The sequence below is a fragment of the Myroides sp. 1354 genome (assembly GCF_030324495.1).
Classification (GTDB): Bacteria; Bacteroidota; Bacteroidia; order Flavobacteriales; family Flavobacteriaceae; genus Flavobacterium.
In genome coordinates this window covers 1-14,178 of sequence record NZ_JACAGN010000031.1, presented here as the reverse complement: position 1 = coordinate 14,178, position 14,178 = coordinate 1, and the positions used below count along the sequence as shown (strand labels likewise).

The following is a 14,178-nucleotide window of genomic DNA, read 5'->3' as shown; positions in this document are numbered from 1 at the left end:
ACTTTTTTGGATAGTTTTGACATTAGCTTTCATATAAAAATTGACTTTTTATGGTCAACCTATATCAGGGACGTACATTCCGTTAACCGTTAACCGTTAACTGTTAACTTTTTATTTGTATTTTTGTTCTAGTTCTCTCCATATTATCCCTTGTGAGGGTAGGAATGAACGAGAATAATTTTAAAAATCAAAAATCATGGAGATTGCAATAGAAACAGCGCGGTTGCTTATTCGAGAATTACGACCTACGGATGTAGAGGGAATGTTTGATTTAGACTCCAATCCAGAGGTACATCAATATTTGGGAAAACACCCAGTGCAAAGCAGAGAAGAAACGCTTGGCGTTATTGATTTTATTCGCCAGCAATACATAGATAATGGCATTGGACGTTGGGTCATGATAGATAAAGAAACGAATGATTTTATTGGTTGGACAGGGTTCAAATACGTAACAGATTTAACAAATAACCACATCAATTATTATGATTTAGGCTATCGATTACGCCAGAAATACTGGGGAAAGGGAATTGCTACAGAAGCAGCAATTGCTTGCTTGGAGTATGGGTTTAATCAATTGGGTTTTCAAGAGGTATTTGCCATGGCAGATTGTGAGAACGATGGCTCAAATAAGATTCTAGCTAAATTGGGATTTTCACGTATAGAAACCTTTGATTTGGATGGTGAACCTCATCATTGGTATCACTTGGATAAAAGTGAATTTCAAAATAAAGAATAAATATAAAAGAGAGAGAATCATCAAAAGGTTCTCTCTCTTTTTTTGTACTTATCCTTTAAATTAGTTGTAAATTTAGAAAGCATAAATGCAAGATCACTTTACTATGATTAATCCAACTATTTTATTGCGTTATCAGGGCTTCATCAAGGAATTTGATAAGAATGAAACGGTTTTTACTCAGGGCGATGAACCGCGGTATTACTATCAAATTGTGGAGGGGAAAGTCAAAATGAACAATTATAATGAAGACGGAAAAGAGTTCATTCAAGGCTTGTTTGCCGATGGTGAAAGTTTTGGAGAGCCTCCTTTATTTTGCTCGGTGAATTATCCTGCAAATGCGGTTACACTTCAACCCACGCGTATTCTCTTGATTAGTAAACATGACTTCTATCAGTTGCTAGAGAATGAAAAGACGAGCTGTTTTGACATTCTTCAGGCACTTTCTTCTCGTTTGTACTATAAGTCGATTATGGCACCAGATATTTCTTCAAATGATTCTCAAAAGCGAATACTAACCCTACTCAACTACATAAAAGACCAAAACAACGCCAATCAAAAGGAATATCAAGTTGATTTAACTAGACAGCAAATTGCAGATATGACTGGACTGCGAGTGGAAACGGTAATTCGAACGATCAAAGAGCTTGAAGCTAAACAACAAATTCGAATCAAAAAAGGGAAGTTGTTTTTTTAGGTTGACAGTTGGCGGTTGATTGTTGATTGTTGACGGTTAACGTACAACTTAGGAGGGTTAATCATTCTAACCACTCTAATCCTTCTAACCAAGTTATTCAACGCTTGCTGCTCACGTCTGTTACTCCGTAGTATGATGTGAGCGCGGGATGCGACACTTCGTTCCCTCAGGGTGATTACTGTGTGGGTACTGTGTATATTCAACACTTGTTAATCAGCGTTCGTCACTCAACGCTCGTCATGTCACCTCGACGCAGGAGAGGTCGCATCCGTCACTCAGCGTCTATCACTCAGCGTCTATCACTCACGTCTGTTACTCCGTAGTATGATGTGAGCGCGGGATGCGACCCTTCGTTGCCTCAGGGTGACATACTGGGGGTGGATGCTGTGTGTATTCAATACTTGTTACTCACCGTTCGTCACTCATCACCTCATCACCACACCACCACACCACCTCACCACCTCACCAACTCACCACCTCACCAACTCACCACCTCACCAACTCACCACCTCACCAACTCACCACCTCACCATCACACCCAACAACAATCAACAATCAACCAACAACAATCCCCCCCTCACCTAAACACACGATAAATAATCCCTACGCTCACAAACATCAGAATAGATCCCAACAAAAAGGGAGCGCCTGGAAATTGGATGAAAGCGTCTTCTTGGGTTGCATAATAAAAAAGATTGTTCATTACAGGTGGCCCGACAATTGCCGTGACGCTAACCAAACTCGTCAATGCACCTTGTAGTTGTCCTTGTTGATTGGGAGCTACACTTTTACTTATCACCCCTTGCAAAGAAGGACCGCAAATACCACCTAATGCATAAGGAACAAGGAAAACAAACATCATCCATCCTTGATTGGCAAAAGCAAAGAGCAATAAGCCAATTGCATAAAAGAACAAACCGATATAAATACTCTTTTGTTCCCCTAATTTAGGAGCTGTCCAGCGTATCAATACTCCTTGGACCAAGCCAAGCAACAAGCCTAATACCCCGAGTGAAATTCCCACCATACGCTCACTCCAATTGAACTGATAGAAGGCGAAGAAGTGCCAATTACTTTGTACTGCATGCAATCCGAGATAAACTAAAACCAGGGCTACGACCAACTTGGCTATCTTGGGTTGTTGTGCTAAGAAACGCAAAGAGGCAATGGGATTTGCCCTTTTCCAATGAAACGGTCTTCGTTTCTCTTGATCTAAACTTTCTGGAAGAATGAAATAGCCATACAGCCAATTGATCAAACACAAAACAGCCGCTACATAAAAGGGAATACGAGTACCATAATGTCCAAGTACTCCTCCTAAAACTGGACCAATCACAAACCCCAAACCAAAGGCAGCACCTATGATACCAAAATTCTTAGTTCTATTTTCATCTGTTGAAATATCAGCAATATAGGCGGTTGCAGTTGAAATACTTGCACCTGTTACTCCAGCTAAGATTCTTCCTATAAACAGCCAGCTTATCGAAGGCGCAAAAGCCAAGAGTACATAATCTAAGGCAAATCCAAAAAGGGAAGCTAAAAGAATCGGACGCCTCCCATATTGATCGCTAAGATTCCCCACCAAAGGGGCAAATATAAATTGGGTAATGGCGTAAGCAAAGCCAAGCCAACCACCGTATTGGGCCGCTTCATTAATCGTTCCATCTGTCAATTCTACAATTAATTTAGGAATGACAGGCAAGATAATTCCCCACCCAATAATATCGAGCAACAGCGTAATAAAAATAAAACCAATTGCTCCTTTTTTCTCTATTTTTCTCATGGTGTAAAAGTAAACGAGGTAGAAAAAAGAGTCCTTGACTCAATCCTTGTTTTTTGATACCCATTGTAAGCTAAATAGTGTTTTTTACTTAAAGAAGTACCCCTCTTTCTCGATAGACTTTTGGCGTTGTACCTGTCATTCTTTTAAAAAAACGACTAAATACACTGGTTTCAGCAAAGTGCAATTGATGGCTAATTTCTTTGATAGACAAATCTGAAGTAGACAAGAGCGTTTTTGCCTGAAGTATCAACTGATGGTCTACCCATTGAGAAACCGATTTTCCGGTGTGTTGTTTTAAGAAAGTAGAAAGATACTGTGGTGTTAAATGCAACTGTTCTGCATAAAACCCAACCTGACGTTGTGCTATAGCGTGTTCCCTTAACAATTCATAAAAAGCATCAATGATCGCATGTGTTCTATTTTTGACTGCACTCTTCGCTGCGGGTTTAGTTGAATAGACCTCAACAAGCATATAAATAAAAACCAACACCAAATGTCGGAGCATATCCGTTTTATTTACACTCTCCTTTTTGTGATAAAAGCGTTGAAGAAGTTCGATTAAATTTCGCTGTAACTCTTGTTCTTCTGCTTCTAATTGAACGATCGGTTGCCATCGAATTTGGTCATTCATAATCCATTCGCGTAAAAGGGGAAACTCCGTGATAAAATCCAAGGATAAACCGATAGTGATTAGTTCTGCCTCTTCACTTAATTCCAACGTCTCCAACATAATTTGAGGAGGAATTACGGCAATATCACCAGCTGTAATTTCATAGGTTAAAAAGTGAATATTGAGCTTCATAGAGCCTTTGAGTAAAAATCCCAAGAGTAAACCATCAAACAATCGATTGTGTTTGGTATAGGATTGATTAGCCTTATAGGTTTGGTGATGGATAACCATCCCCTCCATTTTTGGAGAAGCATCTAGGGAATATAACGCATGAATATTATCTAGGGTAAGGAATAAAGCCATACTCAAAGTTCTCAAAAAAAAAACGAAATCCGACAAATTTAAAAGAATATTCAACTCCTTATTTTTTACAACGGACAAAGTTCGTTGGTCATATAGGCAAATAAATCTCCTTTTTTGTAGTTGCAAATCAATACCTTTGAAGTTAAACCTATTTACTTTAAACATGATTAGAAAAGCAACGCAAAATGATTTACCTGCTATTCAGAACCTCTACTCGATTTTGTTTCAAGGCATGGCTGAGTTAGAGCCAGATTATATGCAAGAAGCGAAACAAGACGAAGCTTTTATACAAAGTGTGATTCGAGAGGAAAATGATTTTACCGTATTTGTTGTGGAGGAAGAGGCGGGTATCCAAGGATTTGCTATTGTTCAGCTGCAACACAGTCCACCCTACAATTCCTTTGTACAACAGCACTGCGTCTACCTCTTGGATTTAGTGGTTAACCCTGAAACCAGAGGAAAAGGATACGGAAAAGCTTTAATTCAACGCGTAAAAGAATGGGGCATCGAAAAACAAGCTGCTTATTTTGAACTTAGCGTTTTAACGCGCAATACACAGGCAATCGCCTTATATGAAAGAGAAGGTTTACGTCCTTTTAATCAATCCATGCGCATGCGTTTGGATCGGGAATAAAATTGATTTCAATCCTTTATTTATACAAAAAGGCATGGTGATACCGCACCATGCCTTTTCTCAAACAAAAATATCCATGAAAAAAGATAATTTTTCTCTTTAACTATGAAAGATTTCACTCCTCCATTACAACAAAATACGCTCTAAATTAGCAAGCTGTATCAAATAACCAACCTTAGCATCAATGACTTGACTAAACGCCTCTTGCCATAGTGCATTAGCTTCTAATACATCTTTACTCACAATGGTTCCCGCCTCAAATCGATCCTGTACAATACGTCTATTCTCAGTACTTTGACGCAAAGCTAATTCTGAAGATTGCAACTGTTCTACCGCTTGGTTTACATTGATTTCTGCGTTTCTTATTTCCAAGTACAACAGCTCTTTGGTATGAGCTAATTCCTCTTCAGCAGCTTGTGTTTTTAGCCGTTGTTCTTTAGCCTTCGCTCCCCTCTTACCCCAATCAAATACTGGTATTTCAATACTAATTAAGCCTACATAAGAAGTTAAATTATCTTTGCCATTCGTAAAGTTAACTCCCTCTCCAAACCCTGAAATACCAATCATACTAAGGGCTACTGTTGGATAATATTCCGATTGCAACATTTTAGCTTGTAGATTTTCTAGTTGTCGAACCTCTTCTAATATTTGTATTTCAGGACGTTCTAAAATTGAGTTTTCTCTTTGCTCACTTGAGATAAATAGCGCAGTATCTTGTATTGTTAGTTGTTGACTCACCTCCACTTCTTCTTCTACGGCAATCCCTGTTAACTGTTTCAATGCAAGAAGCGCCATATACTTTCCATCCTTTGCTTGAACTAATCCCAGTTTTGCATTGGTCAGAGCGACTTGTACTTTAAGTAGATCATTTTTATAGGTCAAACCAACCTCATAACTATTTCGGACATCTTGTTCTAGCGTTTCTAACAACTGAATATAGTCTTGGGCTAACTTTTCTTTCTCTTGTAATTGAATTACTTGATAATAGGCTTTTTCCGTTTCGAACAGCACCTCTCGTTCAGTCATTACTACGGTTTGTTGTGCAATATGATGTTGAGCTTTACTGGCCTTTACCTCATCTTTCACCTTTCCTCCTGCATATAAGGGTACACTAGCCGTAACCATAGCATTCGCCATTTTTTCTGGAACCATACCGTTCATGGCTCCTCCTAAGGGCTCACCTAGATAAGCTCCTGAAATAGAAGCATCCAACATCGGATAGGCATTCAACTTAGCTGCTCGAACGCCTTGATTCGCAGCCTCTACTTGTCGTTTGACTTTGGATATTCTTCTGTTATTATCTAGGGCTAACTGCTTACACATTGCTAATTCAAGTACTTTAGAATGTTGAGCAAAAGAAGTTAATGTAAACAGAAAGCCTAGAAATATTATATAGATATATTTTACTTTCATGATTTTCTTTTTTATTTGATATACTTACAATTCATGTTGAGGAACATACTTCGTAAATCTGTAGTACAACACAGGTACAACGAATAAGGTAAGTACCATAGACACAATTAGTCCAAAAGCAAGTACACTTCCCAGAGGAGCCCACATGGGTGATTTTCCTAGAATCATCGGCAATACTGCTACTGCTGCCGCAGCGGATGTTAAGAAAATGGGTCTCATTCGTCGCTTAGCTGCTGCCATAGCCGCTCCCCTACGACTATAACCGTGATCGCGTACTAATTCATCGGCATAATCCACAATGATAATTCCATTACGCACTACAATACCTATCAAGCTTATGATTCCCATAAAGGCGGTCATGCTCATTGGATTTCCCGTCACCCATAACCCTAAGAATGCTCCTAATAGGCTCAACGGAAAAGTAGCTAAGACAAATAGAGATTTCCCAATCGTTTTAAATTCTGCCATCAAGATTAAAAAGATCAAAACCAAACTCACTCCTAACGCCTTCATCATCGCTGGTCCGTTTTCTGCTGAGGTTTCCATATCTCCTCCATACTGAATCTGAATTCCATGTGGCAAATTCAATTGATCTATTTCTCCTTTGACATCCGCTATAATAGACGCTGCTTTAATTCCCTTTTGCGTTTCACTATTCACTTCTAAAGTGCGCAATCCATTTCTGTGGGTAATCACACCTGGTGCCCAAGTTGGCTCTACTTCTGCCACCTCACTTAGCGGAACTGCATGCCCGAAAATAGAAGGCACATAGATTTGAGCAATATCCCCTAAATCTTTTCTATTCTCGTGAACAAAACGCAACTGAATATCTACAGCCTTATCTCCCTCATAAAAACGCGTAATAGGAGCTCCTTTTGTTCCTGTACCTACCGTTTGAACGATAGACGAATTTAATACCCCATAACGCTCTGCCTTATCTTCTAATGGAGTAATGGCAAGTGAAAACAAATCCTCTTGGTAACTATTGCGTACCCAATTCGTCCCTTTATGACGTTTTAATATTTGTTCTATTTGATCCGCTACTGCCTTCTGATCTTCTATATTGTCTCCTATAATGCGAATTGAAATAGGCGCACCCTCTTGTAAACTAAGTTGTCTTAATCGTACGTATCCCTCATCTAAATAGTTGTCAAACTGAGGAAGGTAATCTTGTACCACTTGGTTGGCTTCTTTCGCATTATGCGTTGTAATAAAAATCTGAGCATAATTCTCACGGGGAATCTCAGGGGAATAGGTCACATTAAAACGCGGAGAACTCATCCCGATAAAACTGGCAATACTCACAACGCGTTCATCCTTGTTAAAAATAGCCTCTACTTCTTTAGCAACTTTATCTGTTTCTTCTAAGGAGGTTCCGGTTGGCAACCACAACTCTACATTAAATTGTTTCGTTTCACTTAACGGATAAAACTCCTGCTCTACTTGGGAAGCAATCCCCAACGCTAACACCACAGAACCAATAGCCAAGGCATAAGTGTATTTTGGATATCTAAAGGCTAAAGCAATTCCCTTGTTAAAATAATGCTGTAGGTAATCTAAAAGATTTCTTCTTTTCTTTCTCTTTCCTTCCTCCTCATGGTTATGTAATCCTTTCTTAATAAAGATGTAACACGTCAATGGTGTAACAAAAAACGACACAAATAAGGAAGAAATCAACGCAATTGCAATGGTAATAGGCAAAGCCATTAGAAAATCTCTAGCAATACCATCCATAAAAAATGGAATTGGAGCAAAGGCACAGATAATTGCCGTGGTAGCAGATAATACAGGAATAGTCAATTGTCTTGCTGCTTGCCAGGCCGCCGTCCATGGATCAATACCCTCATCCAATTTTTCCACGTAATTGTCTACAATCACAATGGCATTGTCAATCACCATTCCCAAAACAATCACCAAAGCGGCTAAGGATACTTGATGCAATTCAATTCCCATTAAATCCATAATACCAAACGTAATGATAAAGGAAATCGGAGCTGCCACAGAAGCTACTGCAGCTACGCGGAACGGCAATAGTAAAACAACGACCAATACACATGCGGCAATTGCCATAACAAACTCAGTCATAAAGTGAGAAACACTTAAATCTACTGCTTCTGGTTGACTGACAATCGTATTAATCTTAATATCCTCCGGTAGTTGCTTCCCTATTTCAGCTAATTTCGCATCAATTAATGCTCCAAACTGTACAATATTATTACCACTTTGCATTTCAATGACTAACATCAACACCTTTTCTTCACCCATTCGAATAAAGGAAGTGCGATCGGCATATGTTCGTTTTATCTTTGCAAGATCTTGTAAGCGAACCACTTCTCCCATGGGACTGGTATAAACAATCAGCTGCTCAATATCGCGTTGACTGCTAATCTCACTATTGGTAAAAATGGGAATTGTATTATTGGGCATTTTAACCTCTCCTGAATACATGGTGAGGTTTTGAGCTTGTAAGACTGATACAATTTGAGTTGGGGTAATACCGTAATCAATTAACTTTTGATTGTTAATTTCAACACTAATTTGCGGTTGTTGCAACCCAGAGCGATTGATTTTCGCTACTGTTGGAATCGTCTTTAACTCATCTTCCACTTGATCTAAATACATTTCCAACTCACTGTAATCTTTGGTTGGAGAGGATAAAGACAAAATAAGCGCAGTTACATCTCCAAAACTACTGTTGACAATAGGTCCAATACTTCCTTTGGGTAAATTGGGCATAACCTCTGTATTCATGCCATGTTGTAATGTGGCCCAAAAACGTTTTCTATCTTTTACCTCTGTGCGTAAACGAACGGTAATAAAGGTCTGTCCGGCTTTGGTTTCAGAAGTCGTTTTCTTTTTGTCAATCTCCTCAAATGTAAAGAGATACTGTTCTATTTTTTTGGTTATTTGTTGTTCTGTTTGATATACATCTGCTCCAGGATAAAAAGAGACCACCATAGCAATGGGCATCTCAATATTGGGGTTTTCTGCTCTAGACATATTCTGAATAGCGTAAATCCCCAATCCTAAGAGTATTACTGCAAGAGCTAACGTCACTTGACGGTATTTCATCGCAGCTTCTATTAAATTTATTTTGATTTTTTTTGACATAGTTCTCTCCTTTTATTGCGTCACTACAGCACCTTCATGTAGTTTGGCACTCGCACTAATAACTAAACGTTCTCCGATTTCTAATCCGCTTTGAATGATTAATTCATTTGCACCGCGAACCTGAGCAATCTTGACTCTCTTCTTGACCACACCTGACGAACTACCGTCTAATACATAAACATAGGTGATCCCATTTTCTCCTTTGTGAATAGCACTAGCAGGAATAACAAGTTCTTCTTGTTGCTCCTCATTCAGCCAAACATCTCCTAACATGCCTCCAAAAATTTCGTTATTTGTATTTTTGATGCGTATTTTTACCATATACGATCGGGTAACAGGATCTGCTTGTGGATTTACCAAATCAATTGTTCCTTGATATTCTTGTTGTAAAGAAGGGATATACAAACGTGCTCGTTGTCCTTTTTTAAATTGGTTAATTTCACTTTCAGGAACATTAATTTTAGCCAATACCTCATCCATATTCACGAGTGTAAATAACGGTTGTCCTGGGGCAATTACCATTCCCTTTTCTGCGTTTTTCATCGTGATAATCCCTTGAAAAGAAGCTTTTAAACTTGCATCTTGTAATTGCTTGGCATTGATATTTTTATTGGCTTGCGCTTGCGCTAATTTGGTTTTGATATCCAAGTAATCGCGTTCTGGTAAACTTCCCTTCTCATACAGTTTATGAAGACGCTGATATAAATCCATCACTTGATCATAACTGGCAGCCGCAATTTGATAAGCATTTAAATAAGCTTGATTATCTAATTTTGCCAATTGCTGTCCTGCAATAACCTGCTGTCCTTCTTTGACATACACTCCAGTTACTGTACCAGGCACTGCAAAACCAACCGTTGCCACTTGTTCGGGTTCAATCGTTGCCGCATGGGATTTGGCATTTTCTATCATCACCTTTTTTACTACTTGACTCTTCACCTGAATAGCAGTTGGTGCGATACTAAAATTGGATTCTTTTTTAGAACAACTAAGTGTTGTAATGAATAAGGCAAATAAAACACTGCCTCTGATTAAATTCCTTTGCATAGTACTTGATTATTTATTCTTGGACAAAGGTCAAGCAAAAGCAAAGTATGGAGAAGGGGAAAAATGCTCCTAATTTGGTATAAATTTCTGTTTTATACTATTTATTCGAAATAAAAAAACACTATATTGGTTTAATTATCCTTTTTTCTAGATTTTCTCGATAGGCTTTTGGAGATAATCCTGTCGCATTTTTAAAGTATTTTCCAAACATGGATTGATCATTAAAATGTAAGGTGCTTGCAATCTCAAAAATAGGAATGGTCTGATCGGCTAATAAATACTTGGATTCGTGAATCACAATATCTTCAATTAATTTTTTTGCAGATGCCCCATAATAAACCTTAACCACCTCAGATAGGTATTTTGCCGTAACAAAAAGCTGATCGCTATAAAAAGGTAAATCTCGATGTACTTTAAACTCTTGTTTGACCAATAGAAAAAAATCCATAAACAACTTCTTCTTCACTGTTGGTTTTTCATCAATAAGTTGAGCATAACGCGAAACAATACGCACTAATTCGTAGAAAAAAACTTTGAACAAGGCCTGAATACTATCCAGGCGATAGGCATATTGATCGTCCAAATCCAAATAGGTGTGCACTAAGTGAATCACTGCTTTCATGCGCACCAATTCTTCTGGCGGTAAATTCTTAATTGGATAGAATTTTCTTCCGAAATAATATGTAATCAATTGGGTAAATTCATTGCTAAACTCCAAGGGAATCGGCATATTAGATGCAAAGGTAAGCATCACTAAATCAAAGGTCTCGGAATAGACAGGAGAGGAATTAAAAGGGATAAATGAGCTGACAATAAAGACTGAATTCTCTTCAAAATAATGGGTTTCTTGGTCATAGTGAATCGAAATACTTCCCTTTTGTAAGATACAAATCGAATAGGTATCAATGCGGGAATCTACATAGTTAAGAATATCATTGATTTCTTCTGTATTCTCCTGATTGGCGTGTAAAACGCTAATTCCAATCGTTCGCAAATGGGTATCCAAGATTTTACTCATAATCAAAAAACACTTTATTTCGAAGTAGTCGCCTTCCTCTAAAGCAAATATAAGTAGAAGGATTTAGTTATAAACCAACAACAACTTAAACGACCTAAATAAAATAAGGGCGAATTGTGATTCGCCCTTATGCAACATAAAAAAATGAAAATAACAAGGTTCAGTTTGTTTTAATCGTGCTTTATTATGTTGTTAGTTTATTTGTTCTATTTCCTGCTGTGCAAGGAATACAGCCTCCGCATATGTTTCAACTACAACGAGTTTGTGTCCCCAGTATTTTTCAAAAACCACTTGAAAATCAATAGCTGCTTGTCGTTTTATCGGATCTGGCTCCACTTGTATCATGGCCAATACTAGGGTGCTCAAAGCTTCTCTGTTCTTCTTCATCCAAAGGTTCATCATCTTCATATGGGCTTTATCGCTCTTGGTCTCCGCCACATCTGGAGCGCTTACTTCGTTAATCATCACAAATTTTTCTCCGCGTTGAAGCAAATTTTCGTAGTCTATAAAATATTGATCTTGATTCTTTTCCTTTTGTGTAGAGGCAATCGATACACGAACAATCGGAAAATCTAGGGCGTTAATTGTACTCATACTATTTTTTTTTACAAAGGACTTGCTTTATCCACACTCAATCAATGGATGTAAATCAGAAAGGAATGGACATTTCAAAGGATTTAGTACAGACCCATCGCTATGTATCCCTACTCCCTTAAATTATAAAGAAGGATGCTTTCCCTCTCTTGATAATTTAATATATTTACTTTTTCTATCTTCTTTTATGCAAGCATTAATCGATTTACTTTGTCAAAAATATCCCATTGACCCATCAGCCTTAAGGCTATTACTATCACATATGGAGATTGTTTCTTTTGAAAACCGCGCTGCTGTTTTAGAGGAAACCAACTCAACCTCTACCTTTTACCTCATTTCCAAGGGAATTTGGAGGGCTTATACATTAGCAGATGGCGATGAGAATACCTTGTGGTTTGAGCGCTATGGCGATATTATGTACAGTGAAATTAAACCCAACTACACCATTGAATCTCTGGGTGAAAGCGAAGCGTATTGCATTAGTAAAAAGGAACTAGATGCCCTTTGTTTAAGTTCTCACGCGATTTCCAATCTAATTCGATTACTCATTGAACAATTCTATTTTGACGTCACTCATATTTCCGTTGAATTGTCCCATCAATTAGCCAAAGAACGCTATTTATCTATCTTAGAAAAAGATCCTGAACTCTTTCAATTGGTTCCTCAAAAATACATTGCTTCTTTTTTGGGGTTAACTCCCCAATCGCTAAGTCGCCTTAGAAGAAAATTAATCGAGTAATAGACGAAATTACCCTAAGGTAACGTCTAGGTCTTTATAAACCTGTAATCTTGCAAAAAAGATTTTTCACATGACTCAGGTTTATGATTTACAAGATTGGAAGAAAAAATTTACACTCATTTGGACAGGGCAAACCTTTTCTATTTTAACGAGTTCTATTGCGCAATTTGCTTTAGTGCTTTGGATCGGTATGGAAACAGGATCGGCTAAAATCTTAGCTTATGCTACCATTGCTGGTTTATTGCCTCAAATTCTCATAGGTCCTTTTGCAGGTGTATTTGTCGATCGTTGGAACAAAAAGTGGACGATGATTGCCTCGGATAGTTTTGTGGCTATTTGTTCGGCTGTCATTGCCTTGTTGTTTTATTTTAATTTACTAGAGCTTTGGTCCATCTACTTGCTCTTAGCTCTGCGTTCTATAGGTGGGGCTTTTCACTCCCCTGCCATGAAATCAACTGTGCCTACATTGGCTCCAAAAGATCAATTGGTGCGCATTGCGGGAATCAATGAAGTTATTCAATCCGTTTCTCTGATTAGCGGACCAGCATTAGGTGCGTTTTTATTGTTGCATTACAACATGAGTATCGTCATGCTACTAGATGTTGTAGGTGCTGGTATTGCCTGTATAATGCTGCTGTTTGTCTCTTTTCCTAAAACTAAAAAAGCAACCACTACCTCCACTTCGGTCTACAAAGATATGATGGAAGGTGGCCGTATAATACTGAAAAACAAACCCATGTCGTGGTTGTTATTTTCAGAGATCATTGCGCGATTCTTTATCTTTCCTGTGGTAGCCGTTACCCCTTTAGTGACTTTAAACTATTATAAGGGTACACCCTATCAAGTTAGTTTGGTTGAAATGCTCTTTGGTGTTGGACTTTTAGTAGGTGGTGGATTACTCGCCTTACTCAATCAACGCTTCCGAAAAATATCCTTAGCCGTGATTGGGTATATTGTACTAGGATTGGCCTTGTTAATTTGTGGTTCACTATCTCCCCACCTATTTGTCATCTATGCCATACTAACGGTCGTTCAGGGTATTGCCGTACCCCTTTATGAAGGTTCGATTACGGCGTTGATTCAAACGCAATTTGAATCCAAATACCTCGGTAGAATCTTCGGATTGATTGGCAGTATTTGTCAGATACCCGCCATTATTGGATTAATGTTTACAGCCGAACTCGCCGATCGATTCGGAGTTCAAAATGTATATGTAGCTGGCGGAATTGCACTGTGCTTTTGTGCTATACTGGTTTTAAGCATCAGACGCGTACGTGAGTTGTGAGGTTTATCTCATTGGTTAATGTTTTATATTGGTATTCGATGAATATATCTCACAGAGCTTATATTGGTTTTGGTGTTCGATGAATATATCTCACCTATTTTATATTTTGTTTTGGAGTTCGATGAATCTCCACTGCGTTACGATTTTCACT

Annotated in this window: 12 protein-coding genes; 5 read left to right on the top strand and 7 right to left on the bottom strand. The window is 38.3% G+C overall.

What is annotated here, in order from left to right; genetic code table 11:
- The first annotated feature begins 196 nt into the window (after positions 1-196).
- Positions 197-736 (top strand): GNAT family N-acetyltransferase, encoded by a 540-nt coding sequence (locus HX004_RS17505; protein WP_286444126.1) that lies wholly within the window; start codon positions 197-199, stop codon positions 734-736.
- Positions 737-839: 103 nt separating this feature from the next.
- Positions 840-1,430 carry a Crp/Fnr family transcriptional regulator gene (locus tag HX004_RS17500; RefSeq protein ID WP_286444127.1) on the top strand — a complete coding sequence of 197 codons (591 nt, stop codon included), beginning with the start codon at positions 840-842 and terminating at the stop codon, positions 1,428-1,430.
- Between the two features lie 577 nt (positions 1,431-2,007).
- Here the strand turns inward: HX004_RS17500 and HX004_RS17495 are convergent.
- Both HX004_RS17495 and HX004_RS17490 read right to left on the bottom strand, forming a co-directional pair.
- Positions 2,008-3,213, bottom strand: coding sequence for a TCR/Tet family MFS transporter (locus tag HX004_RS17495; protein ID WP_286444124.1), 1,206 nt, complete (start codon positions 3,211-3,213; stop codon positions 2,008-2,010).
- Between the two features lie 88 nt (positions 3,214-3,301).
- Complete coding sequence (locus HX004_RS17490; RefSeq protein ID WP_286444122.1) at positions 3,302-4,186, bottom strand: helix-turn-helix transcriptional regulator; 885 nt, start codon at positions 4,184-4,186, stop codon at positions 3,302-3,304.
- 163 nt (positions 4,187-4,349) lie between these two features.
- Here HX004_RS17490 and HX004_RS17485 point away from each other — a divergent pair, with 163 nt between their 5' ends.
- Positions 4,350-4,820: a GNAT family N-acetyltransferase gene (locus tag HX004_RS17485; RefSeq protein WP_286444120.1), complete on the top strand. Its 471-nt coding sequence runs from the start codon at positions 4,350-4,352 to the stop codon at positions 4,818-4,820.
- Between the two features lie 126 nt (positions 4,821-4,946).
- Here HX004_RS17485 and HX004_RS17480 read toward each other — a convergent pair whose 3' ends face one another.
- The 5 genes from HX004_RS17480 to HX004_RS17460 form a co-directional block, all read right to left on the bottom strand.
- Complete coding sequence (locus tag HX004_RS17480) at positions 4,947-6,233, bottom strand: TolC family protein (protein WP_286444117.1); 1,287 nt, start codon at positions 6,231-6,233, stop codon at positions 4,947-4,949.
- Between the two features lie 24 nt (positions 6,234-6,257).
- Positions 6,258-9,344 carry an efflux RND transporter permease subunit gene (locus HX004_RS17475; RefSeq protein ID WP_286444115.1) on the bottom strand — a complete coding sequence of 1,029 codons (3,087 nt, stop codon included), beginning with the start codon at positions 9,342-9,344 and terminating at the stop codon, positions 6,258-6,260.
- Between the two features lie 12 nt (positions 9,345-9,356).
- Positions 9,357-10,391 (bottom strand): efflux RND transporter periplasmic adaptor subunit, encoded by a 1,035-nt coding sequence (locus HX004_RS17470; protein ID WP_286444113.1) that lies wholly within the window; start codon positions 10,389-10,391, stop codon positions 9,357-9,359.
- A 121-nt stretch (positions 10,392-10,512) separates the two neighbouring features.
- Positions 10,513-11,409, bottom strand: coding sequence for an AraC family transcriptional regulator (locus HX004_RS17465; protein ID WP_286444111.1), 897 nt, complete (start codon positions 11,407-11,409; stop codon positions 10,513-10,515).
- A gap of 192 nt (positions 11,410-11,601) precedes the next feature.
- Positions 11,602-12,003 carry a hypothetical protein gene (locus HX004_RS17460; RefSeq protein WP_286444110.1) on the bottom strand — a complete coding sequence of 134 codons (402 nt, stop codon included), beginning with the start codon at positions 12,001-12,003 and terminating at the stop codon, positions 11,602-11,604.
- A 187-nt stretch (positions 12,004-12,190) separates the two neighbouring features.
- On the opposite strand from HX004_RS17460, the gene HX004_RS17455 reads away from it, so the two are divergent.
- Both HX004_RS17455 and HX004_RS17450 read left to right on the top strand, forming a co-directional pair.
- Positions 12,191-12,742, top strand: a complete 552-nt coding sequence (locus HX004_RS17455) for a Crp/Fnr family transcriptional regulator (RefSeq protein ID WP_286444109.1) — start codon at positions 12,191-12,193, stop codon at positions 12,740-12,742.
- A 70-nt stretch (positions 12,743-12,812) separates the two neighbouring features.
- The gene (locus HX004_RS17450) at positions 12,813-14,027 is read left to right on the top strand and encodes an MFS transporter (RefSeq protein ID WP_286444108.1); all 1,215 of its coding nucleotides are present in this window, start codon (positions 12,813-12,815) and stop codon (positions 14,025-14,027) included.
- Positions 14,028-14,178 lie beyond the last annotated feature (151 nt).

Bases quoted from the DNA above. Each gene is read 5' to 3' on its own strand.
- HX004_RS17505 (WP_286444126.1), top strand. From the start codon at position 197: ATGGAGATTGCAATAGAAACAGCGCGGTTGCTTATTCGAGAATTACGA.
- HX004_RS17500 (WP_286444127.1), top strand. From the start codon at position 840: ATGATTAATCCAACTATTTTATTGCGTTATCAGGGCTTCATCAAGGAA.
- HX004_RS17495 (WP_286444124.1), bottom strand. From the start codon at position 3,213: ATGAGAAAAATAGAGAAAAAAGGAGCAATTGGTTTTATTTTTATTACG.
- HX004_RS17490 (WP_286444122.1), bottom strand. From the start codon at position 4,186: ATGGCTTTATTCCTTACCCTAGATAATATTCATGCGTTATATTCCCTA.
- HX004_RS17485 (WP_286444120.1), top strand. From the start codon at position 4,350: ATGATTAGAAAAGCAACGCAAAATGATTTACCTGCTATTCAGAACCTC.
- HX004_RS17480 (WP_286444117.1), bottom strand. From the start codon at position 6,233: ATGAAAGTAAAATATATCTATATAATATTTCTAGGCTTTCTGTTTACA.
- HX004_RS17475 (WP_286444115.1), bottom strand. From the start codon at position 9,344: ATGTCAAAAAAAATCAAAATAAATTTAATAGAAGCTGCGATGAAATAC.
- HX004_RS17470 (WP_286444113.1), bottom strand. From the start codon at position 10,391: ATGCAAAGGAATTTAATCAGAGGCAGTGTTTTATTTGCCTTATTCATT.
- HX004_RS17465 (WP_286444111.1), bottom strand. From the start codon at position 11,409: ATGAGTAAAATCTTGGATACCCATTTGCGAACGATTGGAATTAGCGTT.
- HX004_RS17460 (WP_286444110.1), bottom strand. From the start codon at position 12,003: ATGAGTACAATTAACGCCCTAGATTTTCCGATTGTTCGTGTATCGATT.
- HX004_RS17455 (WP_286444109.1), top strand. From the start codon at position 12,191: ATGCAAGCATTAATCGATTTACTTTGTCAAAAATATCCCATTGACCCA.
- HX004_RS17450 (WP_286444108.1), top strand. From the start codon at position 12,813: ATGACTCAGGTTTATGATTTACAAGATTGGAAGAAAAAATTTACACTC.